The sequence below is a fragment of the Ewingella sp. AOP9-I1-14 genome, from assembly GCF_052375995.1.
Classification (GTDB): Bacteria; Pseudomonadota; Gammaproteobacteria; order Enterobacterales; family Enterobacteriaceae; genus Ewingella; species Ewingella allii.
The window spans coordinates 942,106-967,997 of the sequence record NZ_JBQSVA010000002.1 but is presented as its reverse complement, the minus strand read 5'-3'; the positions used below and the strand labels follow the sequence as shown (position 1 = coordinate 967,997).

General features: G+C 53.3%; 25 protein-coding genes and 1 tRNA gene. 19 read left to right on the top strand and 7 right to left on the bottom strand.

All coding sequences use genetic code 11. The features are described from left to right. Positions 1–237: 237 nt before the first annotated feature. A complete protein-coding gene (gene lpcA, locus ACT3RT_RS09670) occupies positions 238–819 on the top strand; it encodes a D-sedoheptulose 7-phosphate isomerase (RefSeq protein ID WP_353501160.1) in 582 nt (193 codons plus the stop codon). A gap of 26 nt (positions 820–845) precedes the next feature. After that, positions 846–1,613 (top strand): class II glutamine amidotransferase, encoded by a 768-nt coding sequence (locus ACT3RT_RS09665; RefSeq protein ID WP_034787904.1) that lies wholly within the window; start codon positions 846–848, stop codon positions 1,611–1,613. Here the strand turns inward: ACT3RT_RS09665 and dpaA are convergent. Continuing rightward, a complete protein-coding gene (gene dpaA, locus ACT3RT_RS09660) occupies positions 1,584–2,309 on the bottom strand; it encodes a peptidoglycan meso-diaminopimelic acid protein amidase (protein WP_034787907.1) in 726 nt (241 codons plus the stop codon). The genes ACT3RT_RS09665 and dpaA overlap by 30 nt on opposite strands. Positions 2,310–2,606: 297 nt before the next feature. Continuing rightward, entirely contained in the window at positions 2,607–3,506 is a 900-nt protein-coding gene (locus ACT3RT_RS09655) for a glycerophosphodiester phosphodiesterase family protein (protein ID WP_353501161.1), read from the bottom strand. Between the two features lie 231 nt (positions 3,507–3,737). Between ACT3RT_RS09655 and dinB the strand changes: the two genes are divergently transcribed. Continuing rightward, the gene (gene dinB, locus ACT3RT_RS09650; RefSeq protein ID WP_353501162.1) at positions 3,738–4,796 is read left to right on the top strand and encodes a DNA polymerase IV; all 1,059 of its coding nucleotides are present in this window, start codon (positions 3,738–3,740) and stop codon (positions 4,794–4,796) included. A 73-nt stretch (positions 4,797–4,869) separates the two neighbouring features. Here the strand turns inward: dinB and pepD are convergent, their stop codons facing one another. Further along, positions 4,870–6,330, bottom strand: coding sequence for a beta-Ala-His dipeptidase (gene pepD, locus ACT3RT_RS09645; RefSeq protein WP_353501163.1), 1,461 nt, complete (start codon positions 6,328–6,330; stop codon positions 4,870–4,872). A gap of 307 nt (positions 6,331–6,637) precedes the next feature. On the opposite strand from pepD, the gene gpt reads away from it, so the two are divergent. From gpt to ACT3RT_RS09615, 6 genes are all read left to right on the top strand, one after another. Next, positions 6,638–7,096 carry a xanthine phosphoribosyltransferase gene (gpt, locus tag ACT3RT_RS09640; RefSeq protein ID WP_353501164.1) on the top strand — a complete coding sequence of 153 codons (459 nt, stop codon included), beginning with the start codon at positions 6,638–6,640 and terminating at the stop codon, positions 7,094–7,096. Positions 7,097–7,372: 276 nt separating this feature from the next. Continuing rightward, positions 7,373–8,620 carry an esterase FrsA gene (frsA, locus tag ACT3RT_RS09635; RefSeq protein ID WP_496202878.1) on the top strand — a complete coding sequence of 416 codons (1,248 nt, stop codon included), beginning with the start codon at positions 7,373–7,375 and terminating at the stop codon, positions 8,618–8,620. A 64-nt stretch (positions 8,621–8,684) separates the two neighbouring features. Next, a complete protein-coding gene (crl, locus tag ACT3RT_RS09630; protein WP_034787922.1) occupies positions 8,685–9,086 on the top strand; it encodes a sigma factor-binding protein Crl in 402 nt (133 codons plus the stop codon). Between the two features lie 142 nt (positions 9,087–9,228). Next, positions 9,229–10,332, top strand: coding sequence for a glutamate 5-kinase (proB, locus tag ACT3RT_RS09625; protein WP_034787925.1), 1,104 nt, complete (start codon positions 9,229–9,231; stop codon positions 10,330–10,332). Between the two features lie 23 nt (positions 10,333–10,355). After that, positions 10,356–11,609 carry a glutamate-5-semialdehyde dehydrogenase gene (proA, locus tag ACT3RT_RS09620; protein WP_353501167.1) on the top strand — a complete coding sequence of 418 codons (1,254 nt, stop codon included), beginning with the start codon at positions 10,356–10,358 and terminating at the stop codon, positions 11,607–11,609. Between the two features lie 178 nt (positions 11,610–11,787). Then, positions 11,788–11,863: transfer RNA gene (locus tag ACT3RT_RS09615), tRNA-Thr, on the top strand. 31 nt (positions 11,864–11,894) lie between these two features. On the opposite strand, the gene mdlD is transcribed toward ACT3RT_RS09615, so the two are convergent. After that, positions 11,895–13,205, bottom strand: a complete 1,311-nt coding sequence (gene mdlD, locus ACT3RT_RS09610; protein ID WP_485901838.1) for an NAD(P)-dependent benzaldehyde dehydrogenase MdlD — start codon at positions 13,203–13,205, stop codon at positions 11,895–11,897. 278 nt (positions 13,206–13,483) lie between these two features. Here mdlD and ACT3RT_RS09605 point away from each other — a divergent pair, with 278 nt between their 5' ends. Together ACT3RT_RS09605 and ACT3RT_RS09600 are read left to right on the top strand one after the other, a co-directional pair. Continuing rightward, positions 13,484–14,059: a DUF308 domain-containing protein gene (locus ACT3RT_RS09605; RefSeq protein WP_496202877.1), complete on the top strand. Its 576-nt coding sequence runs from the start codon at positions 13,484–13,486 to the stop codon at positions 14,057–14,059. 15 nt (positions 14,060–14,074) lie between these two features. Continuing rightward, positions 14,075–14,347, top strand: coding sequence for a hypothetical protein (locus ACT3RT_RS09600; RefSeq protein ID WP_496202876.1), 273 nt, complete (start codon positions 14,075–14,077; stop codon positions 14,345–14,347). 90 nt (positions 14,348–14,437) lie between these two features. On the opposite strand, the gene ACT3RT_RS09595 is transcribed toward ACT3RT_RS09600, so the two are convergent. Both ACT3RT_RS09595 and rihB read right to left on the bottom strand, forming a co-directional pair. Beyond that, positions 14,438–15,688: a NupC/NupG family nucleoside CNT transporter gene (locus tag ACT3RT_RS09595; RefSeq protein ID WP_496202875.1), complete on the bottom strand. Its 1,251-nt coding sequence runs from the start codon at positions 15,686–15,688 to the stop codon at positions 14,438–14,440. Positions 15,689–15,825: 137 nt separating this feature from the next. Next, on the bottom strand, positions 15,826–16,758 hold the full coding sequence (gene rihB / locus ACT3RT_RS09590) for a ribosylpyrimidine nucleosidase (RefSeq protein WP_486031969.1): 933 nt from the start codon (positions 16,756–16,758) through the stop codon (positions 15,826–15,828). A 132-nt stretch (positions 16,759–16,890) separates the two neighbouring features. Between rihB and yeiL the strand changes: the two genes are divergently transcribed. Both yeiL and ACT3RT_RS09580 read left to right on the top strand, forming a co-directional pair. Continuing rightward, complete coding sequence (yeiL, locus tag ACT3RT_RS09585; protein WP_034787962.1) at positions 16,891–17,583, top strand: transcriptional regulator YeiL; 693 nt, start codon at positions 16,891–16,893, stop codon at positions 17,581–17,583. A gap of 97 nt (positions 17,584–17,680) precedes the next feature. Then, positions 17,681–18,274, top strand: coding sequence for a TetR/AcrR family transcriptional regulator (locus ACT3RT_RS09580; protein WP_485901826.1), 594 nt, complete (start codon positions 17,681–17,683; stop codon positions 18,272–18,274). 10 nt (positions 18,275–18,284) lie between these two features. Here ACT3RT_RS09580 and ACT3RT_RS09575 read toward each other — a convergent pair whose 3' ends face one another. Further along, complete coding sequence (locus tag ACT3RT_RS09575) at positions 18,285–19,103, bottom strand: LysR family transcriptional regulator (protein ID WP_485901824.1); 819 nt, start codon at positions 19,101–19,103, stop codon at positions 18,285–18,287. Positions 19,104–19,211: 108 nt separating this feature from the next. Between ACT3RT_RS09575 and ACT3RT_RS09570 the strand changes: the two genes are divergently transcribed. The 6 genes from ACT3RT_RS09570 (at position 19,212) to hglS (ending at position 25,852) form a co-directional block, all read left to right on the top strand. After that, on the top strand, positions 19,212–19,946 hold the full coding sequence (locus ACT3RT_RS09570; RefSeq protein WP_485901822.1) for an SDR family oxidoreductase: 735 nt from the start codon (positions 19,212–19,214) through the stop codon (positions 19,944–19,946). Positions 19,947–20,015: 69 nt separating this feature from the next. Continuing rightward, entirely contained in the window at positions 20,016–20,555 is a 540-nt protein-coding gene (locus tag ACT3RT_RS09565) for a nuclear transport factor 2 family protein (RefSeq protein ID WP_100937880.1), read from the top strand. Positions 20,556–20,856: 301 nt separating this feature from the next. Next, a complete protein-coding gene (locus ACT3RT_RS09560; protein WP_496202874.1) occupies positions 20,857–22,293 on the top strand; it encodes an amidase in 1,437 nt (478 codons plus the stop codon). Between the two features lie 31 nt (positions 22,294–22,324). Further along, the gene (locus ACT3RT_RS09555; protein WP_485901818.1) at positions 22,325–23,644 is read left to right on the top strand and encodes a purine-cytosine permease family protein; all 1,320 of its coding nucleotides are present in this window, start codon (positions 22,325–22,327) and stop codon (positions 23,642–23,644) included. Beyond that, the gene (biuH, locus tag ACT3RT_RS09550) at positions 23,645–24,334 is read left to right on the top strand and encodes a biuret amidohydrolase (RefSeq protein WP_496202873.1); all 690 of its coding nucleotides are present in this window, start codon (positions 23,645–23,647) and stop codon (positions 24,332–24,334) included. A gap of 141 nt (positions 24,335–24,475) precedes the next feature. After that, positions 24,476–25,852, top strand: coding sequence for a 2-oxoadipate dioxygenase/decarboxylase HglS (hglS, locus tag ACT3RT_RS09545; protein ID WP_496202872.1), 1,377 nt, complete (start codon positions 24,476–24,478; stop codon positions 25,850–25,852). Positions 25,853–25,892: the final 40 nt, after the last annotated feature.

Genomic DNA, 25,892 nt, shown 5'->3' with positions numbered 1-25,892 from the left:
CCAGTTGTAGGAGGTCTGACCTGTTAGAGTGATATATTGGTTTTAGTTCAGGTCCATTTCTTTATCAATGTATTTACATCTTAATTACAACTTGGCTCACAAACCGATCGCACTAAGGGTCAAAATCACAAACATTCAGATTGATTACCGCTTCTTGGCTTCTCGCTGTTTCGGCAATCCGTTACACTGCGTGGCGGAACGTTTTATTGCTGAAAATGGACATAAAAAGAGGCTGCCATGTACCTGGATATTATCCGTAGTGAACTGAACGAAGCTGCTGACACACTGAATAAATTCATCAGTGACTCAGCAAATATTGAGTCAATTCAACGTGCTGCCGTGCTGCTAGCGGATTCTTTTAAAGCGGGTGGGAAGGTGATTTCCTGCGGTAATGGCGGTTCGCACTGCGACGCCATGCACTTCGCTGAAGAACTGACTGGCCGTTACCGTGAAAACCGCCCGGGCTATCCGGCAATTGCCATTTCTGACGTCAGCCACATTTCCTGCGTAGGTAACGACTTTGGTTTCGACCATATTTTCTCTCGTTATGTTGAAGCTGTAGGGCAGAAGGGCGACGTGCTGCTGGGGATCTCCACCTCTGGCAACTCCGCCAACGTGATCAAAGCGATTGAAGCGGCGCGCGCGAAAGGCATGAAAGTCATCACCCTGACCGGTAAAAACGGCGGCAAGATGGATGGCTCAGCTGACGTTGAAATTCGCGTACCGCACTTTGGTTTCGCGGATCGCGTACAGGAGATCCACATTAAAGTGATTCACATTTTGATTTTATTAATCGAAAAAGAGATGGCAAAAGCCTAAGGCTTTTGATGTAAAGGAGACTGGCAATGTGCGAATTGCTCGGGATGAGCGCCAACGTTCCTACTGATATCTGTTTTAGTTTCAGTGGGTTGGTGCAACGAGGTGGCGGCACGGGTCCGCATAAAGATGGCTGGGGTATTACTTTCTATGAAGGTAACGGTTGTCGCACCTTTAAAGATCCGCATCCGAGTTTTAATTCGCCCATTGCCCGTCTCGTTCAGGAGTATCCGATCAAATCCTGCGCGGTGATTTCGCACATTCGTCAGGCGAATCGCGGCGAAGTGTCGCTGGAAAATACCCATCCATTTACCCGTGAGCTGTGGGGCCGCAACTGGACCTACGCACACAACGGGCAGCTGCGCGGCTATCGCCAGCTGGACACCGGCACTCTAAGGCCCATCGGCCAGACTGACAGTGAATTCGCTTTCTGCTGGTTACTGCATAAATTGACTGAGCGCTATCCGCGCACGCCGGGCAACTGGCCTGCGGTGTTTCGCTATATTGCGTCGCTGGCTGACCAAATGCGGCAGAAGGGCGTGTTCAATATGCTGTTGTCGGACGGGCGCTTCGTGATGGCTTACTGCTCGACCAATCTGTATTGGATCACGCGCAGAGCGCCGTTTGGCAAGGCAACGTTGTTGGACCAGGATGTGGAAATCGATTTTCAGCAGCAGACGACACCCAATGATGTCGTCACGGTGATCGCTACCCAGCCATTAACGGGTAATGAAACCTGGAACAAGATTGCTCCAGGTGAATTCGCCTTATTTCACTGTGGTGAACGCCAACTGTGATCCCAGCGGAGTGGTTTGCACCGGCTGAGTCAGTACATACTTACCTGAACTGACTACCACGTTTGGCGGCGTATGATACTTCTGGAAGTAGTCATAGCCCGGCTTCAACTCGTTCCAGAAGCTGATGTAAGAAGAGTTTCTGTGCGACGCCATATTGGCATCCGTCATGCGGAACGGGTAAATGCTGATTTGCACGTTACGCTGGCCGTATTGGAAAGCCGCCTGCACATAAGTGAAAATTTCATCCATGTACTGATCGGTCATCGCATAACAGCCGATAGACTTACAGTTACCGTGGATCATTAAATATTTGCCGGAATAGCCCTGAGCCGTGTCGTAGGCATTCGGAAAACCGATGTTAATCGCGCGATAGAATTTGCTGTCAGGCTTTAAATGGTGAATATCGACGCTGTAAAAACCTTCCGGACTTTTGAAATCCCCTTCGCGGCGTTTATTTCCTAAACCGCCCGAGAAATCACAAATACCATAAGTGCCGATCAGGCGATATTCGCCCTGAAGTTCGGCATAAAGCTCAAGTTTGCGTTCCTGTTTAAAGATCTGGATATAAACCGGGGAACCCAAAAGTTTCTGTTTTAACGCTTGATCAACCGGGACAGGCTCACTGGCGGCCGCGGTGCCGAGGGTAAAAAGGGGCAAACTGAGGAGCATCGCAAGTAACAGCGCGATTCTGATCATTCTTATTCCTGCTTAACGATTCCCCTTGATAGTTGCTGTTGCTGCTGACATCGCGGCAATCTCAATTATGTGGGGTTTAGGTCTGATTATTTTGTCTACAGATACGAAGATCTTTAAGACCGCCACTGATATACAATCGGCATTAAACATGCATGATTCGATGCCATATTAATGCTGGTGGCTTTTTTAGCAATCCCACTAGGAATAAATTTACAGTTAAAGTGTGAAAAAATGATTTAGTTTACTTTTTGAACAGCTTTTTTGTGAATACCCCGACATTTCTGCCGGGGAATATCTTTAGCGAGGAATGTTTTTGAAGTCAGCCGGTGAGTTAACTAACACGCCGTCAGCCCCCAACGCTTTGGCCTGTTGATAGTCAGCCTGATTATTAATGCCGATCAGAATAATGTGCGCCTCTCCCTGTGAACGGAAGCAGTCCATCGCCTCTTTATCCCACGCCAGCGTTGCTTTAGAGCGCGCCTCACCCAAGGTGTATTTTTCCACCACTTCCACTTCACGTTTCATTTCCAACGCATACCAGCGGCTTTTGTCATCAGCTTTAATCTGGCACAGGTGCGCCATGGTGATATTAGCCAGCGCGGTGCGAGTGGTATCGCGGCTCTCAAAGCGTGGAATAGAGGCCGGAAGGGCTTCGAGATATTGGTTGTCGGTGGAGTAAATCCGCACTCTGCGCTGGCTATGCGTGTTGTCGAGCACCTTATTTAAGGCTTTCGCCATCTCAGCAGGGCTGGCGTCCGGCGTCTTGATATCAATATAGAAAGTGGTTTTTGGGAAGGCGTTGAGCACGGTTTCCAGACGAGGAATGCCGATGTTTTTACCACGATAAGGATGGTTATCGCCGCTGCCAAAGGCCCAGCCAGCGTCCATTTTTGACAATTCCAGTGCCGTGTACTGCGACACCGGCCCGTTCTGATTGGTCAGGGATTTTAAATCGGACGGGCGATACAGCACCGCGACGTTATCTTTGGAGAGCTGCACAGTGATCCAAATGGCATCCGCGCCATTTTTTAGCGCCAGTTCGATGGCGGGAACCGTGTTTTCTGGAGCATCAGCCGTGCCGCCGCGATGGGCAATGATCTGCGGCGCGCCGCTAATCGTTGCTGTAAAGCCAGTCAGCGGGAACAGAGCGCTGCATAACAACGTGGTGCATAACAATTTTCGATTAAAGCTGATCATAACTAATTCCTTTTAGAGACAATGGAGCAATTAATATACAGAGAGATTATGAAAAAAATATTAAATTCATACTCAAAAGCGATTATTTGTAAGTGTTCAATCTAAAATTGAGATAACTATTATTAGGATAAATAAGCGGCAATTTTAATATTTGTCTACTCTATGGGTTAACTCAGCAGACTTGAATTTCCATCTTGATACTGTATGCTTGTACAGTCATTGGGAGGGGCTATGCGTAAAATTATTCACGTCGATATGGATTGCTTCTTCGCGGCAGTTGAAATGCGCGACGATCCTTCATTGCGTGATATCCCCATTGCCATCGGCGGCAGCCGCGATCGCCGCGGTGTGATCAGCACGGCAAACTATCCGGCGCGCAAGTTTGGCGTCCATAGCGCGATGCCCACCGGCATGGCCCTCAAGCTCTGCCCGCACCTCAAAGTGATCCCCGGCCGGATGGAAGCCTATAAAGAAGCCTCCAACCATATTCGTGAAATCTTCTCCCGCTACACTTCGCTGATTGAACCCCTCTCGCTCGACGAGGCTTACCTCGATGTCTCTGAATCGACCCAGTGCAATGGCTCTGCAACGCTTATCGCCGCTGAGATCCGTCAGGCTATTTCTGATGAAATCAACCTCACGGCGTCGGCCGGGATCGCGCCCATCAAGTTCCTCGCTAAGATCGCCTCCGACTTAAATAAGCCCAACGGCCAGTTCGTGATAACGCCAGATAAAGTTGCCGACTTCTTGCAAGACCTGCCGCTGAGCAAAATCCCCGGCGTGGGCAAAGTGACGGCAAAACGTTTGCAGGAGCACGGCCTGATCACCTGTGGCGACGTGCAGCGTTATGATTTGGCGAAGCTGCTAAAAGGCTTCGGCAAGTTTGGTCGCGTGCTGTGGGAACGCTGTCAGGGCATCGACGAGCGCGAAGTCTCGTCAGAACGCCTGCGTAAATCTGTGGGGGTCGAACGCACGCTGGCCGAAGATATTCACAGTTGGGAAGAGTGCGTGGCACTGATCGACAGACTCTATCCCGAGCTAGAAACCCGGCTCAGCCGCGTTAGCCCTGATCTGCGAATTGCCCGGCAGGGTATAAAGCTGAAGTTTCACGATTTCCAGCAAACCACCCAAGAGCACGTGTGGCCGGTGTTGAATAAAAATGATTTGTTGAAGGTGGCGTATGAAGCTTGGGAACAGCGGCGGGGCGGTCGAGGTGTACGGCTAGTGGGGTTACATGTGACTTTGCAAGATCCGCAGATCGAGAGGCAGTTGCTGCTGCCTTGGGAGTAAGGCTGAAAACGATTTATCTTCTTTGGTTTTGGTTTTGATTCCTCCCCCTTTTCAGAGGGAGGAAAAGAAACTATTACTTACGCTCTGGGATCGCTTTCAGCAGGGCGGTCAGCAGCTTCCAGTACAGGTCAACGCTTTCGATCTCAACTTGCTCATCCGGCGAGTGTGGGCCAGTGATGGTTGGGCCGATAGACACCATGTCCATGTCTGGATATGGCTTTTTGAACAGACCACATTCCAGACCGGCATGGATAACCATGATGTTTGGCGTCTTGTCGAACAGCTGCTGGTAGGTTTCGCGTACCAGCGTCATGACCGGAGAGCTTGGCTCTGGTTTCCAGCCAGGATAGCTGCCTTTCGCCAAAGTTTTAGCGCCAGCCAGCTGGCCGAGAGAAGTCAGCATGCTGACTACGTACTCTTTGCCACTGTCGATCAGGGAGCGGATCAGGCAGTTGATCGCCACTTCGCCGTCGGTCATGGTGACAACGCCGACGTTCAGAGAGGTTTCAACTACGCCTTTCACGTCGTCGCTCATGCGGATCACGCCGTTTGGCGTGGCGTTGAGCAATGACAGGAAGTGGTGCTGGTTCTCTTTGTTCAGCGCTTTTGCGTCGCTTTGCGCCGCTTCTACTACGAAAGCAATTTTCTTCTCAACCGCAGCCAGTTCGAATTGAACCGTCGCCAGAAACTCTTGGGCAGCGGCTTTCAGCGCGTCGGCTTTGTCAGCAGCAACGGCAACGATCGCAATGGCTTCGCGTGGGATAGCGTTACGCAGCGTACCGCCAGTGAAGTCAATCAGGCGCAGGCCGTGAGCTTCAGCGTTGTCAGCCAGGAAGCGAGCAAGCAGTTTGCTGGCGTTGCCCAGACCTAAGTGAATGTCAGCGCCGGAGTGGCCGCCTTTCAAGCCTTTGAAGGTCAGTTTCAGCAGGCTGTAGCCCGCAGGAACGGCTTCGCGAGTCAGGGAAAGGGTAGAGGTGAAGTCGATGCCACCGGCGCAACCCATGTAGATTTCGCCTTCGGTTTCTGAGTCAGTGTTGATCAGAATTTCAGACTGTAACCAGTTTGGCTGAAGGCCGAATGCGCCTGCCATGCCGGTTTCTTCGGTCATGGTCAGCAGCACTTCCAGCGGGCCGTGCTCCACGGATTCGTCAGCCAATACTGCCAGCGCAGAGGCTAAACCGATGCCGTTATCAGCACCCAGCGTGGTGCCGCGTGCTTTTACCCAACCGTTATCAATGTACGGCTGGATGGGATCTTTGGTGAAATCGTGAACAGTGTCGTTGTTCTTCTGCGGCACCATGTCGAGGTGAGCCTGCAGGGCGACGGCTTTACGATTTTCCATGCCTTTAGTGGCTGGCTTACGCAATAATATGTTGCCGACTTCATCACGCTCAGCGTGAATACCTTTTTCCTGTGCCCATTCAACGATGTGTTTTGCCAGCGCTTCTTCATGATAAGAAGGGTGTGGAATCGAGCAAACTTTGGCAAAAATATCCCACAGCGGTTGTGGCGAAAGTTGAGACAATTCAGACACTATGAGTCTCCTGTAACAGTCAGCTCAGTCAGAAGGCATTGGCCGGTGAACTGATTGAGATGCTGTAGGTTTAAGGTTAATTATTCATCCGATCCAGTTGCCATCCTGTGTGGCGGCTGGTCAAACAGAATATCACTTAATCCTAAGCTGTGCGCGTAAGGCAGTGGAAAATCCTTGGGGTTTGCGGGGTTCCGGCCTCATAACCGCTGGTTTTTGTGAGCTGGACTCACTATAATCTCGCGCAACCTTTTTTCTTCCCCCCGAATACATTTTTAGAAGCCGTCATTTCACTGGCTGGGACACCTATATGAGCGAAAAATACGTTGTAACTTGGGACATGCTGCAAATCCACGCCCGCACCATGGCAAAACGCCTGCTGCCGGCAGAACAATGGAAAGGCATCATCGCGGTGAGCCGTGGCGGTTTAGTTCCTGCCGCCCTGTTGGCCCGTGAACTGTGCATTCGTCACGTTGATACCGTGTGCATCTCAAGCTACGACCACGACAATCAGCGCGAAATGAAAGTGCTGAAACGCGCCGAAGGTGACGGTGAAGGCTTCATCGTAGTTGACGACTTAGTAGATACCGGCGGCACCGCCAAAGCTATTCGCGATATGTATCCGAAAGCGCACTTCATCACCATGTTCGCCAAGCCGGCCGGTGCGCCGCTGGTTGATGACTACGTGATTGATATTCCGCAGGACACGTGGATTGAGCAGCCGTGGGATATGGGGATTGCTTTTGTCCCTCCTTTAGTCGGCAAATAAAATTCTCGTCATCCTTCGAGCCGCTCCTGCGTTGGCTGCCCTCGCGCATCCCAGTCACTTACTAATGTAAGCTCCTGGGCTTTGCTCAGTTGCCGCCTTGACGCGACTCGAATGATTTAGAGGATTACAGAGTTTGAAAACAAAACGCCCAGCCGATTGGTTGGGCGTTTTCGTTTGTCTTTCATTTCATCGCGCTTGACCTGCGTCCTGAGTTATCGCAACGTGTCCCTGTTATAATTCTCGTCCACGCAGCTGGTTAACGGAGGATTTTGCATCATGGCACCAGCCAACCTTACGGAAAAACTGTTCAAACCCACCTTCAAATATCCTGAAACCTCGACGCTGGTTCGTCGCGTGCACCACGCCGGAGTGAATACCCTGCACTCGGCGCTGGAAGGGGACTCGGCGCCTTGCTGGTATCGCACGATTAACCGTTTGATGTGGTTGTGGCGCGGTGTGGATCCGCTGGAAGTGGAAGAGGTGCTGTCGCGCATTGCCGTTTCTACCGCCAAGCGCAGCGACGAACGTTTACTGGATACCGTGATTGGTTATCGTGGCGGTAACTGGATTTATGAGTGGTCGCAGCAGGGTATGGCGTGGCAACAAAAAGCGCTAGAGGCGCAAGATTTGGCCCTTGCCAGCGAGTATTGGCTCAAAGCCGCCAACCTTTATAGCATTGCGGGCTATCCTCATCTGAAAGGCGACACGCTGGCCGAACAGGCCGAAGTGCTAGCCAACAAGGCTTTCGAGCAGTCTGCTTTAAACTCACCGTATCAATTGAAAGAGATCGACTTCGCCATTGAAGGCGGCAGTGCGATCACCGGTTTCCTGCATCTGCCCAATGAAGGCAAAGCGCCATTCCCAACGGTGTTGGTGTGTGGCGGTTTAGACACCTTACAGAGTGACCATCAGCGGCTGTTTCGCGACTACCTTGCGCCGCGTGGCATTGCCATGTTGACCATCGACATGCCGTCGATTGGCTTCTCCGCCAAGTGGAAACTGACGCAGGACACCAGCTTCCTGCATCAACAAGTATTGAAGAAACTGACCGACGTGGTGTGGATAGACTCGACCAAAGTCAGCCTGCTCGGCTTCCGCTTTGGCGCCAACGTCGCCGTGCGTCTGGCCTATTTAGAGCCGCGACGAGTTCGCGCTGTGGCCACCCTCGGCGCGTTAGTTCATACGCTATTATTTGACGCCAAATGTCAGGACAAAGTGCCCGACATGTATATGGACGTGCTGGCCAGCCGGCTGGGGATGTCCAATGCCAGCGACAGCGCGCTGAAGACTGAACTTAATAGGTATTCTCTGAAAACGCAGGGCCTGCTGGGGCGCAGAACGCCGACGCCAATTATCGCCGGTTATTGGGATCAAGACCCTTTCAGCCCGAAAGATGAATCGCGTTTAATCGTTGATTCTTCGGGGGATGGCAAGCTGTTGAGCTTTAAAAGAGAGCCGCTTTATCAGAATTTCGACAAGGCGCTCCATGATATTTGTGATTGGTTATCGGCTCACATGCGTTAAACGAAAAGGTTGCTAATTCTTAAGGGTTTGCTACAAATAAAGCCCCCAAAAAGGAGAATGTGTAATGACGTTACCAAGTGGTCACCCTAAAAGTAGGCTAATGAAACGTTTCGGCACGCTGGGGCCCTATATCAGGGAAGCCAAGTGCGAGAACGATCGCTTTTTCTTCGACTGTTTGGCGGTATGCGTTAACGTAAAACCCGCGCCGGAGAAGCGTGAATTCTGGGGCTGGTGGATTGAGCTTCAGGCTGAAGAAGAGCGTTTTACTTATGTTTATCACTTCGGGTTGTTCGACAAAGAGGGCGACTGGAAGGAGCAAAACATTAAAGATGCTGAAGTGCGTGACAAGCTGGAGACTACGCTGCGTGGCTTCCACAAAAACCTCAACGCCATGATTGTCGAGATGTCGTTGAAGCTCGAACCTGCAGAAGATTTTGGCGACGAACCTTTGAAACTGTCGGCCTAAAGTCCGCGATTTTCCCCTGTCTGAACCCTGCAATTTAGCGTTATGCCCTGCGGCATAACGCTGTTCTCCTTTTCCAAAGACAACAGTACACTTCATCATTTAAACTCTATTCAATTCTTCAAACGCAAACGGCAGAAAGATTATGAGTGGCAGCCAAACATTGGTTGTAAAACTGGGCACTAGCGTGCTCACCGGCGGCTCTCGTCGCCTTAATCGTGCTCACATTGTTGAGCTGGTTCGCCAGTGCGCGCAGCAACACGCGGCAGGGCACAGAATTGTTATCGTGACGTCGGGCGCTATCGCCGCCGGGCGCGAACATCTGGGCTACCCCGAACTCCCCGCCACCATCGCCTCCAAGCAATTATTGGCGGCGGTGGGGCAGAGCCGTTTGATTCAACTGTGGGAACAGCTGTTTTCCATATATGGCATTAATGTCGGCCAGATGCTGCTGACTCGCGCCGATATGGAAGACCGCGAGCGTTTCCTCAACGCGCGTGACACCATGAACGCGCTGCTTGATAACCATATCGTGCCGGTCATTAACGAAAATGACGCCGTCGCCACCGCCGAGATTAAAGTCGGTGACAATGACAACCTGTCGGCGTTGGCGGCGATTTTAGCCGGTGCAGACAAACTGCTGCTGCTGACCGACCAGCGCGGCCTGTTCACCGCCGACCCGCGCACCAACCCGCAAGCCGAGTTGATTCGCGAAGTGACCGCCATTGACGACGCCCTGCGCGGCATCGCGGGCGACAGCGTCTCTGGTCTGGGAACCGGCGGCATGGCCACCAAACTGCAAGCCGCCGACGTGGCGTGCCGCGCGGGCGTCGACACCATTATTGCCGCGGGTAACCTGCCGGGCGTGATTGCTGACGTCATCAATGGCGTGTCAGTGGGGACTCGCTTCCACGCCATGCAGACGCCGCTCGAGAACCGCAAACGCTGGATCTTCGGCGCGCCGCCTGCGGGTGAAATCACCATTGATGACGGCGCGGTTGCCGCCATGCTGGAGCGCGGCAGTTCGCTGCTGCCGAAAGGCATCCGTGAAGTGAAAGGCGATTTCTCGCGTGGGGAAGTGATCCGCATTCGCAACCTGACTGGGCGCGATTTGGCCCACGGGGTCAGCCGCTACAACAGCGACGCGATGCGCATGATTGCCGGTCACCACTCCCAGCAGATTAGCGAAATCCTCGGTTACGAGTATGGCCCGGTCGCCGTACACCGTGACGATATGATTGTCAGTTAAGACTGATTTTTAAGGATATACCCATGTTAAACGCAATGGGGCAGGCCGCCAAACAGGCCTCTTATACACTTTCCACACTCAGTACCGCGCAGAAGAATCACGCGCTGCAAGTGATTGCCGACATGCTCGAGGCCAACAGCCAGAGCATTATTCAGGCCAACGAATTAGACATGTCCGCCGCCCGCGCCAGCGGCATGAGCGAAGCCTTGCTCGATCGCCTGCTGCTGACCCCTGCGCGTCTGGCTGCTATCGCCAGCGATGTGCGCGACGTGTGCCGCCTGAGTGACCCAGTCGGCCAAATTATTGACGGCTCGACCCAAGACAGCGGGCTGAAGCTGGAGCGCCGCCGCGTGCCGTTGGGCGTGGTCGGGGTGATTTATGAAGCGCGTCCTAACGTCACCATTGACGTTGCCAGCCTGTGCCTGAAAACCGGCAATGCGGCAATTCTGCGCGGCGGCAAAGAGACTCACCACACCAATCAGGCGACGGTGAAAGTGATTCAGCAGGCGCTGGAGCAGTGTGGTCTGCCACGCGCGGCGGTGCAGGCGATTGAAAGCCCGGACCGCCAGCTGGTCGCCGAGATGCTGCGTCTGGATAAATACATCGACATGCTGATCCCTCGCGGCGGCGCGGCGCTACACAAGCTGTGCCGCGAGCAGTCGACCATTCCGGTGATCACCGGCGGTATTGGCGTGTGTCATACCTTTGTTGATGAGAGTGTGGATTTCGCCAAGGCGCTGACCCTGATTGAAAGCGCCAAAGTTCAGCGCCCAAGTGCCTGTAACAGCCTCGAGACCCTGCTGGTTCATCAGGCCATCGCGGCCCGCTTCCTGCCTGAGCTGAGTGCCAAAATGCATGCCGCAGGCGTCACGCTGCATGCCAGTGAGTCGGCGCTGCCTTATCTGCAAAATGGCGCGGCGAAGGTGGTGGCAGTGACGGAAGAAGATTATCAGGATGAGTGGCTGTCGCTGGATTTGAACGTCACGCTGGTGGCGGATATCGACGAGGCTATCGCCCACATCCGTAAATACGGCACCGAGCACTCCGACGCGATTCTGACGCGCTCTATCAGTCAGGCCGACCGTTTCGTCAATGAAGTGGACTCCTCGGCGGTGTACGTCAACGCCAGCACCCGTTTCACCGACGGCGGGCAGTTTGGTTTAGGCGCCGAAGTGGCGGTCAGCACGCAAAAACTTCACGCCCGTGGCCCAATGGGCTTAGAAGCCCTGACCACTTACAAGTGGATCGGCTACGGCGACGATTTAGTGCGCCCGTAAAAGCCCAAAAAAATAGCCCCGAATCACCGGGGCTATTAACAAAAACTATACAGAAATCATCATTTCCAAGCCTTCCGTCACCCGCTGTGACGAGAAAAGCAGCAGTCGATTCTTTGCCTCTTGACTTGCGACTCGGATTTCAATAATTTGTCACCCCGAAGTAACCCGCAGTAAAAATGCCGACTTAGCTCAGTAGGTAGAGCAACTGACTTGTAATCAGTAGGTCACCAGTTCGATTCCGGTAGTCGGCACCATTTCAAAGTAAGCCCCCCTCTAGATGTACCCTTACTTATTAATCACCACAGATTTGCGATGAGTAAACGCCAGATAGCTGTATTTCCCGTGATATTCGCCCATGCCCGAGTTACCGATGCCGCCGAATGGCAGATACGGTGAGCTTGCCTGCTGCATGACGCCATTGATGATGGCATCGCCAGATGGAATTTGGGTGGTGATTTTGCGGCCCTTATCAATATCATTGGTAAAGATATAAGCCGCCAGTGGTTTCGGGTGATGCTTATTCACGCTCTCGGCAATCTGCTCAATCTCAGTGAAGGTCATCACTGGCAGAACCGGGCCAAACAGCTCTTCACGCATTAATGCGTCATCCCAATTCACATTATCCACCACGGTCGCCTGCATGTGGCGCGTTGCGACGTTGGCCTCACCGCCATAAATCACTTTGCCTTTGGTCTGCTCAAGCATGCCGGTCAGTCTTTCAACCTGCTTGCTGGAAACCAGCTTACCTACAGAGTCAACGTTAGGAATGGTGCTTTTGATGCGCTCAACCAGTTTCGACAACAGGGCGTCTTTTACGCTTTCGTGAGCAAAAACGTAGTCCGGCGCAACACAGGTTTGGCCGCTGTTGGAGAACCGGCCGAAGGTCAGCATGTCCACAGCGCGGTCAAGATTGGCATCTTCCAACACGATAAATGGCGATTTACCGCCTAATTCAAGGATAACCGGCGTCAGGTTCTTGGCTGCGGCGGCCATGACAATCTTCCCAACCGCAGGGCTGCCGGTGAAGAAGATGAAGTCAAACGGCAGGCTCAGCAGGAATTCATTCTCGTCCCGGCCTCCTTGAATTACCGCAATGTACTCTTCATCAAATACAGACTGAATGATCTTCTGGATAACCAGCGCGGTTTCAGGAACGGATTCAGAAGGTTTGATAACCGCGGTATTGCCCCCGGCAATCGCCCCTAGCAGCGGGCAAAACACCAGATTAATCGGGTAGTTGAACGGGCCGATGATGTAGCTGACACCAAAGGCTTCGTGCTCAATAAAGGCTTCAGTGAAGGTGGTGCCAGGATAAGAAGGCACGGTTTCTGGCACCACCCATTCGTCGAGATGCGCCAGCGTGAAATCGAGTTCTGAGATGACCCGGCCTATCTCGGTGCGATCGACCAGATCCTTGGATTTCCCGAGGTCGCTATCCAACGCGGCATACAGGTCTTCAGTGTGACTGACAATAGACTGCTTGAGCTTTTGCAGGCTTTCCTTCCTGAAGGCAACGCTTTTGGTCGCGTCAGTTTTGAAGAAATTCTTCTGCTTAGTAAAAACGGCTTGAATGGTCGAGTTATCAGTTTTTAACATTTCAATCCTCCAGTGTTGGGTACCACTTCATGATCAATCTTAGACAGCGATGGTTCTGGCGGCTCTAAAGCCAAGTAGATTTTCGGTTTAGTGTACTGGGTGGTCATCGCGCTCGACTAGGTTCCATTTGTTACCAGTCTGTAATTAGGGTCATCTTCAGCCATACATCTCGCCCCATTCAGATGTTTGACAATCAATCTACCAACTAGTAGGTTGATTGCGTAATTCAATCAAATGATCCTTTTTGTTATTAGTGATGAGTGATTTTTGGAGAGAGTATGAGCAAAAATTCAGTGAGTTCAGCGAACCTTGGCCAAGAGCAGTGGCTGAAGCGTTATTACTATACCCGCGCGCTATTTTCAGTGTTATGGGTGGCGTCCGCCTTCACGTTGGGGCAGCACTCTTCGACCATAGGCGCGGTTTTGCTGGTGATTTACCCCGCGTGGGATGCGTTGGCAAACTACATTGATGCATCGCGCAGCGGCGGCCTCGGCAATAACCGTATCCAGACCACCAATATCATTGTCAGCGTGCTGACCACCTTAGCGGTGCTAGCGGCGCTGTCGATTAGCCGCAATTGGGTGATTGGAGTGTTTGGCGTCTGGGCCATATTGTCTGGCTTATTACAGTTGGGCGTCGCAGTGGGCCGCTGGAAAAGCTACGGTGCGCAGTGGACCATGATCCTCAGCGGCGCGCAGTCTTCACTGGCGGGCGGGTTCTTTATTCTACAAGCACAAATGCCGGTTCCCCCTTCGATTGTTAATATTGCCGGTTACTCGGCGGTCGGTGCTTTTTATTTCTTGGTTTCCGCCCTGTGGCTAACGGTGAGTCAGCGTCGTTTAAAGGCGGCTTAATGAGAGGACGGTAATGTGAATGTGATGGACTTTCCAACATACCGTAAAAATACACAGGGAAGTGAGCGAGATGATTTGATTGAGATAATTGACGAGCTTATTCACATCATCATCGAACTGAAATTTAACGCATCAACTCAATCCGATGAGAAGGGGAGTAAAGATATTCGTGAATTTGCGCTGTCTCTGGCAGTTAAAATTCTTAATGATTCCGAGTTAAATAAAAGCGCGCCGTTCTTAGTCGATAAAATGGTCATGCTGCTGATTAAAGAGTCGCGTCATTATTAATGCTAATTCAATATCTAATATCGCCAGACTTTACCTGGTCACGCTAACTGAACTATTAGCCTGAACAACCGAAGTCTGGCGAGTTATTATTTATGCCAGACCAATAAAGAACCCTGCAATGGTGGCACTCATCAAATTAGAAAGCGTTGCAGCCGCCAGTGCTCGCATCCCGAGTTGAGCAATTTCAGAGGTACGCTGAGGCGCTATGGCAGAAAATGCGCCGACCACCACGCCAATCGAGCCAAAGTTGGCAAAACCACATAGCGCGAATGAGATGATGGCGATGGTTTTAACATCTAATGTCCCGGCGGTTTGCAGATAAGGCGAAAAACTGAGATAGGCAACAAACTCATTAATCGCCAGCTTTTGGCCAATCAGGCTGCCTGCTAAGGTCGCGTCATGCCAGTCGACGCCCATCACCCAAGCGAGGGGAGCAAGGGCATAGCCTAATATGCCTTCGAGGCTTGCACCGCCTAGCCCAAACAGCCCGCCCACGCCGCCAATCAGCCCATTAATTAGGGCGATTATCGCGACAAAAGCCATTACCACGGTTGCGACACCGACGGCAATCCGCAGCCCGGTCATCGCCCCAGACGCCACGGCTTCAATGATGCTTTTTGGCGGCGTTTCGGTGAAGGAGAGGTTATCGAAAACAATCTGCGACTCCTCCGTGGCGGGGCTTAAGATACGCGCAAAGAGGATACCGCCGGGGATTGCCATTAATGACGCTGCCAGCAGATAGTCTATCGGCACGCCCAGCCCGGCATAGCCAATCATTGTCGACCCTGCGATGGAAGCCATGCCGCTACAAATCGCCGTAAACAGCTCATTGCGATTGAGGCGATGAATAAAAGGTTTAACGATCGCGGGAATTTCATTCTGGCCGAGGAAGATGGTGGTGACGGCAACAAAGGACTCAATCTTGCTGATATTCAACGCTTTTTGGAAAATGCCGCCAAGAACGCGAATCAGTAATTTCATAATGCCAATGTAATAGAGCAAGCTCACCAAGGCCGTCATAAAGATAATTGCAGGCAGAACATGGAAAGCAAAGACGAAACCCGCGCCGTTAAATACCCTATTCATATCTGGCCCGGCTAATGCACCAAATATAAATGCGCTGCCCGCATCACTGTAATTCATTATATTATGAACGCCATAGGCGACTTTTTCAGCTAACCATTTTCCTGGGGGTAAGTAGAGGATCGCGCCGCCGATGGCTATTTGTAAAACCAACGCTGCACCAATAGTCCGAAGACTGATTTTGCTTTTATTTACTGACAGAATAAATGCAATCGCCAGTAATACCACCATACCTAAAACACTTCTCATTATGTCCATAATGATTATCTCGTTATTATTAATTTTGGTATGCAGGATATCCAGATGGGCGACAGCAAACTGCCCATGAGTTTTTAGGCATGCAAAAAATAAGCATTATTTTGCATGCCTGATACAGAGTGTTTTATTTCCTTTGATTAGTTGTACATTCGCACGCAGTCTTCGACCAAATTCCAGAACCATTGGGTATCGATAGTGATCCCGACTTTGGCATTGGCAGGTTTACCAGTAACGCCCAACTCGTCGCACACGGTTCGGCCATAGCACGGGCCGCTATTCACGTCGACTTCGACATACATGTCTTGGGTTTTAATCCCATCAGGATTAATGAGATAGCCGATGCAGGTGGCGTCATGTACCGGGCCGCCTTCCAAACCGTAGTTCTCATTTTGCGTTTTCAGCGTGAAGTTCATCATGTCGCTGAATAGCTTGCCTGCAGGTCCGCCCGCTTTTTCCATGCGAGCAATCACGTCTGGAGTACAGGCTGTTTGGTTGGTCAAATCGAGGCCCATCATCACCAAAGGCGCGCCGGAGCTGAAGACAACGTGGGCTGCTTCCGGGTCAGCATAGATATTGAATTCTGCCGATGGGGTGAAGTTCCCCGTGCCGTAGGCGCCGCCCATCAGCACGATCTCTTTGATCTTAGGGATAATAGCGGGTTGCATGCGCATGGCGACTGCGATATTGGTCAGCGGAGCAACTGGCACCAGAGTGATATCGCCATCGCTCGCCATCAGCGTATCAATGATGAATTGCACGGCGTGGGTGCTTTCCGCCTTACGAGTAAGGGGGCCAAACACCGGACCATCAAGGCCTGTTTCACCGTGAATATTGTCCGCCACGATCTGCTTGCGCATAATCGGCTGTGGCATTCCGGCAAAAACGGGCACGTTGATATCTAATTGCTGGCACACGTTCAGGCCATTAACTAATGTTTTGTCCAGCGTCTGGTTGCCGGCCACAATGGTTATTCCAAGTAAATCAATTGCCGGATGTTTAGCAGCCATCAAAATTGCAATAGCATCATCATGACCGGGATCACAATCGAGTATAATTTTTCTCTGCGCCATCTCTCATTTCCTCTATTAGGGTTTAAATTGTCGATCTTTTTACATGCATGACAAAAGTGCAACGTCAACGCTTTAAACCTAACAGCGAAGATCGTATCTTAAATATGAGAAATCTCATGCTGGGAAACGATTGTGAAAGAAATCCATAATGAAAGTTTGAAACAACAATTAATAAAGAATTCTGCCTATCAGGAGCATTTTTCATTTAATGTTGAGCAGGAAACTCGGCTACTTCACATTATGGCGGGAGACTATATTGTGAAGGAGGGAGAGCGGCCGGTTTACTTGTTTTATCTCGCCCGAGGCCGGGCAAAGCTGTATGCCACCTTGGCCAATGGCCGGGTTTCGCTGATTGATTTCTTCGCGGCAAGTTGCTTCATTGGTGAAATTGAGTTGATAGATCAACAGCATGAGTCACGTGCCGTGCAGGCTATTGAAGAGTGCTGGTGTCTCGCTCTGCCTGCGAAACAGTTCCGCGCGCAGCTTCTAAATGACGCGGTTTTTTTACGCAATTTGTGCATGAGTTTAACGCAGAAAAATTATCGCAATATTGTCTCGTTAACCCGTAATCAATCATTTCCTTTGGTTAATCGTCTGGCTGCATTTATTTTGCTCACACAGCATGGTGATCTATATCACGAAAAACACACGCAGGTGGCGGAATATATGGGTGTGTCTTATCGGCATTTATTATTTGTGATTGCTCAGCTGGTCGATGACGGCTTTTTAATAAAACAAAAATCTGGCTATGCCATTAAAAATAAGCCTGCGATCATTGCACTAGCGCGGGAAATGGAACCGGATGCAACCCTATTTTCCACCTGACTACCAACTAGTAGGTTTACCTTGACAATAAAGCAGCAGATCCTTAGATTTGATATTAATTTAGTGGATATCAATCAGTTAAGTTTTCAGGAATTCTATGCCTACAGAGCGTTCGCCAAAAGCCAGAGAGATTATTTTTCACACCCGACAACTGCTGACCTCAGGCGGCTACAACAGCTTTAGCTATGCCGACATTGCAGAATTGGTGAAGATTCAAAAAGCCAGTATCCACCATCATTTCCCGAGCAAGGTCGAACTGGTGCAAGCCGTGTTGGCGGAATATCGTGAAGAGGCAAGGGGCGGGATGGCGGCGATAAGCCAGCAACTCAACGATCCGCTGGCGGAACTTAAAGCCTACGCCGGTTACTGGTCTACCTGCATTGAGAATGGCACTTCACCTTTTTGCATCTGCGTGATGCTTTCGGTGGAATTGCCCAAACTGCCACCGGAGATTTCTAGCGAAGTGACCGGGCATTTCACCGATCTCGCCAACTGGCTGGCCGCCTTGCTGCAAAAAGGGCAAAGCAGCGGCATTTTCCAACTGAATGACACGCCGGATATTCAGGCTAAATCCTTTATGTCCACGGTCCACGGCGCGATGCTGTCGGCCAGAGCCCTTGATAACACTGAACTTTTTCAAAAGATTGTGGATCCTGTCATCGACAATCTCACGTGCGCGCCAAACAAATAATCTCCTGCCGCTAGTGATCCAAATTCGCCAATAACAGCTCAATGGTTGGGTTGAGCTGGGCTTGAATGGCGTAGCAAATCCCGACGCGTCGCATCAGCGGGTGGCCGGGAAGCGGGCGTGAAGAGAGCTCACAGTGCGCCTCAACTAGCGACGCGGGTGCGATGGTTAAGCCAAAACCGGCTGCGACCAGATCCAGCGCCAGCGTGAAATTCCCCGCATTGGCGCGCGGGATCCCGCCAGATGCGCCGTAAAGCGGCAAAAAACGCTGGTGAGATTCATGCTCAGGAGACATCACCCAAGGCTGCTCGTGAAGCTGCTCGAGGGTTAATTTTGGTACTTGGCCAATCGGATGATTCTGCGGGAAAGCCAGCACATAGCTTTCATCAAACATCGGAATAAACAGCTCATCCTCGCAGAGCAGGTTTTCGCACCCCAAACGGATATCGCCGGTACAGCCCGGATCCAGCGTGACCAGCACCTCAGGCAGGACAAGGCTGATTCGGCCCATCAAGTTGCCAAGATGCGCAGCCGCAATGTCCTGCTCAATGCCGATATTGAGCTGAACTTTGTCCTGTTTTTTTCGGAATCTGCAGGCCAGCGCGCTCATGTCGCTAATCATGCGTCGGGCGTGCGGGTAGAGCACTCGCGCGTCTTCTGTTACCTCGACTCCTCGAGGTTTTCGTTCGAATAACTGGGTTCCCAGCTCCTCTTCCAGCGCCTTAATGGTGGCGGACAGGGCGGGCTGCGTCAGGTTAAGAAGGGCTGCGGCTCGGGTGATGTTACGTTCTTCAAATACGCACATGAAGGCTTTAAGTTGTCGCTTATCCATAATTTTATTTTATGACTTCGAAAGGAATAAACCATTTTTCATTAGATTTCGCCCAATTTAAAGTGAGGCACTGAATTTAGCTATCATTTTTATTTATGAGGACGAGTGATGAGTCATGCAGCCAAAGCGTTAATTGTGATCACCGGTGCCAGCTCAGGTATTGGTTTAGCGACGGCGAAATTGCTGTCATCTCGCGGCCACGCGCTGCTATTGCTGGCGCGCCGCGTTGAGCCTATGAACGCCTTAAACCTGCCGAATACGCTGTGTCGTTCAGTCGACGTCACGGACATCGACGCATTTTCGGCGGCAGTCAACGAAGCCGAGCAGCAGTTCGGGCCGGTAGACGCACTGGTGAATAACGCGGGCGTGATGCTGCTGGGGGGCGTTGATCAGCAGAACCCGGCTGAGTGGGAGCACATGCTCAATGTTAACGTCAAAGGCTTGTTGAACGGGGTTCACGCCGTCACCAAGGGGATGATTGAGCGCAAAGCGGGCACCATCATCAACATCAGTTCCGTGGCGGGGCGCAAGACTTTCCCGAACCACGTGGTGTACGTCGGCACTAAATTTGCGGTACACGGCATGTCCGAAAACCTGCGCGAAGAGCTTTCGCCGCACAATGTTCGCGTGATTGTGATTGCGCCGGGCGCGGTGGAAACCGAGCTGTTAAGTCACACCACCAATGACGAAATCAAAGCCGGATACCAAGAGTGGAAGCAAGAGATGGGCGGCAAAGTGCTGAGCGCGGAAGACGTGGCCCACGCCATTGACTATGCCTACTCCCAGCCGCAGTACGTCTGCGTGCGTGAAATTGTCTTGGCTGCGACCCGTCAGGGCGCATAACCCGAGTAATTCAAATTCAAGAGGGGCTTTGGCCCCTTTTCTAAGCTGGCAAAAAGAGGATATACCCCGATGGCTGACGACAATAATTCAGGTTTTGAGCAGAGACTTCAGGTTATAGAAGATAAATTAGCCATTTACGAGCTCATTGCCTCGCACCCGCCGAGTGCGGATACCGGCCTCGCGGAGTATACGGCTTGCGTCTATATGGAAGACGGCGTTTTTGATCGCGGTGCGGGTCTGGATGGTGCCAAAGGGGTTGACGAGATCGCGGCCTTTATCCTCCGACCGGCGCATGAAGAGGCTATCAAGAGCGGGCTGGCTCACTTTGCTGGTTTGCCGCTGATTGATTTGCGTGGCGATAAAGCGGTGGTGACTTCCTACTTGCAACTGCTACAGCTCGACAAGCAGGGCGAGCCGCGTGAAATGGCCAATCACGGCTTTTCCAACGGCTATCGGATTCACCGAGTGGTGGTGAATCGCTGGGAGTTGGAGCGCCATCAGGGCAAGTGGAAAATTCGCAGCAGAACCCTGCTGCCGGTAGATGGAACCGAGGCTCCGCGCCAGCTGTTAACCCGTGGTCTGTCAGACGTGCTTCACGGCTCGAATTGATTTTACAGGCATTATTGGCGATGAAAATGGCCGCCAGCGTTGTCGGCCATCTCACGCCCATCCTCAGTGCACCCCCTGCCTTTTTTCCGTGCAGTGCTAGCAATCATCGCCATTCACTCCGCCACTTCCCTTTGTTTCCCTCGCTGCTTCACGCCGCCAAAAACTTGTATTCAAGTCAGTATCCATAAGCCCGCTAGCTATTTCTCAGACCTGATTTTGAGAGGTGGATCAAATATTGGCCTGCTTTATGCATTTCTCACCACATTGGGTAGTCATGTGGGTTTGATAAGGCAGAGCGGCGATGAACGAGATCCTGAATTTTGATGCACACAAGCTGGCGCGGCTGATTCGCCAGCGCGAGCTGTCTGCGGTGGAAGTCACCACGGCGTCGCTTGAACAGATGCAGCAGCTTGAACCCACTCTGCACGCCTTCTGCACCCCAACGCCTGAGCTGGCGATGGCGCAGGCGAAAGCGATCGATCTCAAACTGGCGAAAGGTGAAACCGTCGGGCCACTGGCCGGGGTTCCTCTTGCAGTAAAAGACCTGATTAACACCGCCGGGGTGAAAACCACCTCCGGCTCATTCGTCTATGAACACTTTATTCCCGACGAAGACGACATCGTGGTCGAACGCGTGCGTAACGCCGGGGCGGTTATCCTCGGTAAAACCACCGCGCCGGAGTTTGGCTATAGCGGCGTGGGCCACAACCCGTTGTTCGAATCGCCGCGCAACCCGTGGGATATCAGCAAAACCCCCGGTGGCTCCAGCGCGGGTTCCGGCGTGGCGTTGGCGGCACGCATGTGCCCGCTGGCGCTGGGCAGCGACGGCGGCGGCTCGGTGCGCATTCCGGCAGCCCACTGCGGCGTCTATGGCTTGAAAGCCTCAATGGGGCGAGTGCCGCTCTATCCGGGATGCCGCGACGAACGCTATCCGGGCGTCTCTAGCTGGGAATCCCTCGAGCACATTGGCCCGATGACCCGCAGCGTGGCCGACGCCGCGTTGATGATGTCGGTGATGGCTGGCCCTGACGCCCGTGACCGACACTCGATTCCAGCAGGCGATGTCGACTGGCTGGGCGCAACCCAACGCGACATCAAAGGCCTGCGCGTCGCCGTCAGCGCCGACTGGGGATACGCCGCCGTTGACCCTGAAGTGCGCGACGTCTTTGCTCAGGCGGTCAGCGTGTTTGAACGCGAGCTGGGCTGCGTGGTGGAGTACGCCCATCCCGGCTTTAGCGACCCGCGCCGTGCCTTTATGGCGCTGGTGGCGATGGACACCGACCTAGTCGGCATGCGCCGCCTACTGCCGAAGTTCGGCGACAGGATGTCTCCCCATCTGGTGGACATGTTGAGCCGCAACTGGACGGCGGAGGACTTCACCAACGCCATCACCGAGCGCAAAGCCGTGACCAACCAGATGTGGCGCTTTATGCAGCGTTACGACCTGCTGCTGACACCGACGCTTGCCGTCGCGCCATTCCCGCTGCATATGCAGGGGCCGGAAGTGATTGAAGGCCGCATGGTCGCCAACAACGAATGGCTGAGCCTCTGCTTCCCAATGAATTTAACCGGCCAGCCAGCGGCCTCTGTTCCTGCTGGTTTTACCCCGTCTGGATTGCCCGTCGGCTTACAGCTGGTGGGGCGGCATTTGGATGATGCCACTGTTCTTGCCGCCAGTGCGGCGTTTGAGCAAGCGCAGCCGTGGAGCCACCTGCAACCCGGTGTTCTGTCGCGCTGATTTTTCATCTTATTGACCAGGAATCGCCACTATGAAAACTAACAACAAAAACGACGCAGCGGGAAAAGGGCTTGAGCAGGAGTTTGAGCACAGCCCGGTTCCGCTCACCCATCGCCACTCAACCCGCTCGGTGTCCGCCGTGTGGTTTGGCTTCCCGATGATCCTCACCAACGCGCTGTTCGGCGGCATCATCACCTGGCACCTCGGCTTTTGGCCCGCGATAGCCGCCATTCTGCTGGGGAACCTGGTGCTGTTTGGCTATGTCGGCGCGCTGAGTCACTTTGCCGGTTCAACCGGGCTGAACTTTGCGCTGCAAGCGAAAAAGACCTTTGGTACTAAGGGTTACGGCTGGGTGTCCGGTTTTCTCTCCACCGTGGTGATTGGCTGGTACGCCTTCCAGACGGGCTTAACCGGCACGGTTATTCATGAAACTTTTGGCTGGAATGAGCTGGGCGTCAGCGCCTTCGCCGCCGTGCTCTACATTGGCATCACCTTTCTCGGCGTGCGCGCGCTCTCCCTGCTGGGCATGATTGCCGCGCCGATGTACGTGATCCTCGGGCTGGTGGCGCTGTGGCTTATCTCCGGCACCCATGACTTAACGCAGATTGTGAACTGGCACGGTTCGGCGGCAGTGGCCGGTGGCATGACCATGGGGACGGCGGTGACGATGGTGGTGGCAGGCTTTGCCGACTCCGGCACCATGACCGCCGACTTCACCCGCTGGTCGAAGGACGGCAAGTCGGCGGTGATCGCCGCATTCTCGGCTTTCCCGGTGGCTAACGTGATTTCTTATCTGTTTGGGGTGGTGATTGTCGCGGCGGGCGCGGCTATCGATCCGCTGCAAAACGGCGGCAATTTCCTCTCTCTGTTGATGGGCCACGGCGCGCTGCTGGAAGTGCTGGCCTTCGTCTTCGTGTTCATCAACCTCGGCTCGGTCTGTACGCACTGCCTGTATAACGGCGCGATGGGCTTCAGCCACCTGTTCGGCAGCAAGATGCGCTTATGGACGGTGATTCTGGGCGTAATTGGCGGCGTGCTGGCGCTGATTGGCGTTTGGCACTACTTCCTCAACTGGCTGAGCCTGCTCGGCGTGGCCGTGCCGCCGTTTGGCGCGGTGATGATTGTTGACCTGATCCTGATGGGCGAAATCAGCCGCCTGCGCGCCGAGCAGCGTGTCCGCACCAGCGCCTTTGTGGCCTGGGCCATCGGTACCTGCTGCGCCACCGTCGCACATATCTGGTTCCCGTCAGTAGGCGAGGCCATTGTTGGGCTGGTGGCCGGTGCTGTCTCTTATTACGCAATCACCATGCTGGCAATTAAATCGCCGGTCGTCGCGCTGGAGAAGAAATAAATGGCCGAATTTACTGTTAACGCTGACCCGTACCGCTGGCCGTTCGACGGCTCGCTGTCTGCCGCGAACACGGCGCTTATCGTCATTGATATGCAAACCGATTTTTGCGGCAAGGGCGGCTATGTCGACACTATGGGCTACGACATTGCTCTGACTCGCGCGCCGATTGCACCGATTGCCTCGGTGCTGGCAGCGATGCGCGGGCTGGGCTTCACCATTATTCACACCCGCGAAGGGCATCGCCCGGATCTCAGCGATTTGCCCGCCAATAAACGCTGGCGCTCGAAGCAGATTGGCGCGGAGATTGGCTTCGCCGGGCCGTGCGGGCGTATCTTGGTGCGCGGCGAGCCGGGTTGGGAAATCATCCCCGAACTGGCCCCTTTGGCTAATGAAACCATCATCGACAAGCCGGGCAAAGGCTCGTTTTACGCCACCGATCTGGAGCTGGTGCTGCACACGCGCGGCATCAAAAACCTGATCATCACCGGCATCACTACCGATGTTTGCGTGCACACCACGCTGCGTGAAGCTAACGATCGCGGTTTCGAATGCATGGTGCTGTCCGACTGCTGCGCGGCGACGGAGCAAAAGCATCACGAAGCGGCACTCAGCATGATCAAAATGCAGGGCGGGATCTTCGGCGCGGTGGCGGATTCCGCCACGCTGCTGGATGCGCTCGCCACGGCGTAATCTTTTCCTGACAGCCTGGGCCAAGAATTTTAAACCTCAAAGCGTGAGCGCTTCGTTTGAATATTTTCACAATATCGAACAGAGTTGATTGAAGCGCTCACGTGAGTGAGAAAGGCCAATGTTGTCATGGAGAAGAGTCGAATGAACGCAGTAGGCTATGTCAGTAGCGATGCCATTCGCGCCAATTTTTCGCGCGCGATGTCCGACATGTATAAGACGGAAGTTCCGCTCTATGGCACCTTGATGGAGCTGGTGGCCGACACCAATCAACAGGTAATGACGCAGTCGCCGGAGATAGCCAGCAGTCTGGCGCAGACCGGCGAGTTGCAGCGTCTGGATATGGAGCGGCATGGCGCGATCCGCGTCGGCACCGCCGAGGAGCTGGCGACCCTGCGGCGGTTGTTCGCCGTGATGGGCATGGAGCCGGTGGGCTATTACGATTTGAGTTCTGCCGGAGTGCCGGTTCATTCCACCGCCTTTCGCGCGGTCCACGAAGCCTCGCTGCAAGTCAGCCCGTTCCGCGTTTTTACTTCTCTACTCCGACTTGAACTTATCGAAGACCCGGCGCTGCGCGACTTTGCCAGCAAAGTGTTGGCGAAACGCAATATTTTCACCCCACGCGCCCTTGAGCTGATTGAGCAGCACGAGCGCGACGGCGGCCTCGGGCCGCAGCATGCCGACGAGTTTGTGCAGCAGGCGCTGGAAACTTTCCGCTGGCACCCTACTGCGACCGTCACGCTGGAGGAGTATCAGCAGCTTAATGGGCAGCATCGCCTGATTGCCGACGTGGTGGCTTTTCGCGGGCCGCACATTAACCACCTGACGCCGCGCACGCTGGATATCGATCACGTTCAGGCCGATATGCCCAAACGCGGCATTCCGCCGAAAGCGGTGATTGAAGGGCCGCCGCGCCGTCAATGCCCCATCTTGCTACGCCAGACCAGCTTCAAAGCGCTGGATGAAAAGATCACTTTCAAGGGGCAGGCGGCAGGGGAGTCTGGCAGCCACTCGGCGCGCTTTGGCGAGATAGAACAGCGCGGCGTGGCGCTCACCACCAAGGGGCGGGCGCTGTATGACGAGCTGCTCAACCAGGCGCGAGAAGAGCTGGGCGCGTTTCCCAATGAGGCGAATGCGGCGCAATACGTGGCGATTCTGGAGAAGGTGTTTGCCGCCTTCCCCGACAACTACGCCGAGCTGCGCCAGCAGGAGTTGGCTTATTTCCGTTACTTCGTCGGAGAAAAGTCCGAGCAAAGTTTTGACTCGCTGGAGCAGGCGATTCAGGCCGGGGCAGTCTCTTTCGAACCTCTGGTGTATGAAGATTTTCTTCCCGTCAGCGCGGCAGGGATTTTCCAATCAAATCTGGGGGATAGCGCCCGTTCGCATTACGCAACTCATTCGAACAAGCATGAGTTCCACAAAGCGTTAGGGCGCGAAACCATCGACGAGCTGGCGCTTTATGCCGACACTGAGGGGCGCTCATTACAGGAGTGCGCGCGGGTGTTGAACCTTTCGAAGTGATCTTCTCGACGGACTCCTCATCTTACGGGTGAGGAGTTTT

Bases quoted from the DNA above. Each gene is read 5' to 3' on its own strand.
- lpcA (WP_353501160.1), top strand. From the start codon at position 238: ATGTACCTGGATATTATCCGTAGTGAACTGAACGAAGCTGCTGACACA.
- ACT3RT_RS09665 (WP_034787904.1), top strand. From the start codon at position 846: ATGTGCGAATTGCTCGGGATGAGCGCCAACGTTCCTACTGATATCTGT.
- dpaA (WP_034787907.1), bottom strand. From the start codon at position 2,309: ATGATCAGAATCGCGCTGTTACTTGCGATGCTCCTCAGTTTGCCCCTT.
- ACT3RT_RS09655 (WP_353501161.1), bottom strand. From the start codon at position 3,506: ATGATCAGCTTTAATCGAAAATTGTTATGCACCACGTTGTTATGCAGC.
- dinB (WP_353501162.1), top strand. From the start codon at position 3,738: ATGCGTAAAATTATTCACGTCGATATGGATTGCTTCTTCGCGGCAGTT.
- gpt (WP_353501164.1), top strand. From the start codon at position 6,638: ATGAGCGAAAAATACGTTGTAACTTGGGACATGCTGCAAATCCACGCC.
- frsA (WP_496202878.1), top strand. From the start codon at position 7,373: ATGGCACCAGCCAACCTTACGGAAAAACTGTTCAAACCCACCTTCAAA.
- crl (WP_034787922.1), top strand. From the start codon at position 8,685: ATGACGTTACCAAGTGGTCACCCTAAAAGTAGGCTAATGAAACGTTTC.
- proB (WP_034787925.1), top strand. From the start codon at position 9,229: ATGAGTGGCAGCCAAACATTGGTTGTAAAACTGGGCACTAGCGTGCTC.
- proA (WP_353501167.1), top strand. From the start codon at position 10,356: ATGTTAAACGCAATGGGGCAGGCCGCCAAACAGGCCTCTTATACACTT.
- mdlD (WP_485901838.1), bottom strand. From the start codon at position 13,205: ATGTTAAAAACTGATAACTCGACCATTCAAGCCGTTTTTACTAAGCAG.
- ACT3RT_RS09605 (WP_496202877.1), top strand. From the start codon at position 13,484: ATGAGCAAAAATTCAGTGAGTTCAGCGAACCTTGGCCAAGAGCAGTGG.
- ACT3RT_RS09595 (WP_496202875.1), bottom strand. From the start codon at position 15,688: ATGGACATAATGAGAAGTGTTTTAGGTATGGTGGTATTACTGGCGATT.
- rihB (WP_486031969.1), bottom strand. From the start codon at position 16,758: ATGGCGCAGAGAAAAATTATACTCGATTGTGATCCCGGTCATGATGAT.
- ACT3RT_RS09580 (WP_485901826.1), top strand. From the start codon at position 17,681: ATGCCTACAGAGCGTTCGCCAAAAGCCAGAGAGATTATTTTTCACACC.
- ACT3RT_RS09575 (WP_485901824.1), bottom strand. From the start codon at position 19,103: ATGGATAAGCGACAACTTAAAGCCTTCATGTGCGTATTTGAAGAACGT.
- ACT3RT_RS09570 (WP_485901822.1), top strand. From the start codon at position 19,212: ATGAGTCATGCAGCCAAAGCGTTAATTGTGATCACCGGTGCCAGCTCA.
- ACT3RT_RS09565 (WP_100937880.1), top strand. From the start codon at position 20,016: ATGGCTGACGACAATAATTCAGGTTTTGAGCAGAGACTTCAGGTTATA.
- ACT3RT_RS09560 (WP_496202874.1), top strand. From the start codon at position 20,857: ATGAACGAGATCCTGAATTTTGATGCACACAAGCTGGCGCGGCTGATT.
- ACT3RT_RS09555 (WP_485901818.1), top strand. From the start codon at position 22,325: ATGAAAACTAACAACAAAAACGACGCAGCGGGAAAAGGGCTTGAGCAG.
- biuH (WP_496202873.1), top strand. From the start codon at position 23,645: ATGGCCGAATTTACTGTTAACGCTGACCCGTACCGCTGGCCGTTCGAC.
- hglS (WP_496202872.1), top strand. From the start codon at position 24,476: ATGAACGCAGTAGGCTATGTCAGTAGCGATGCCATTCGCGCCAATTTT.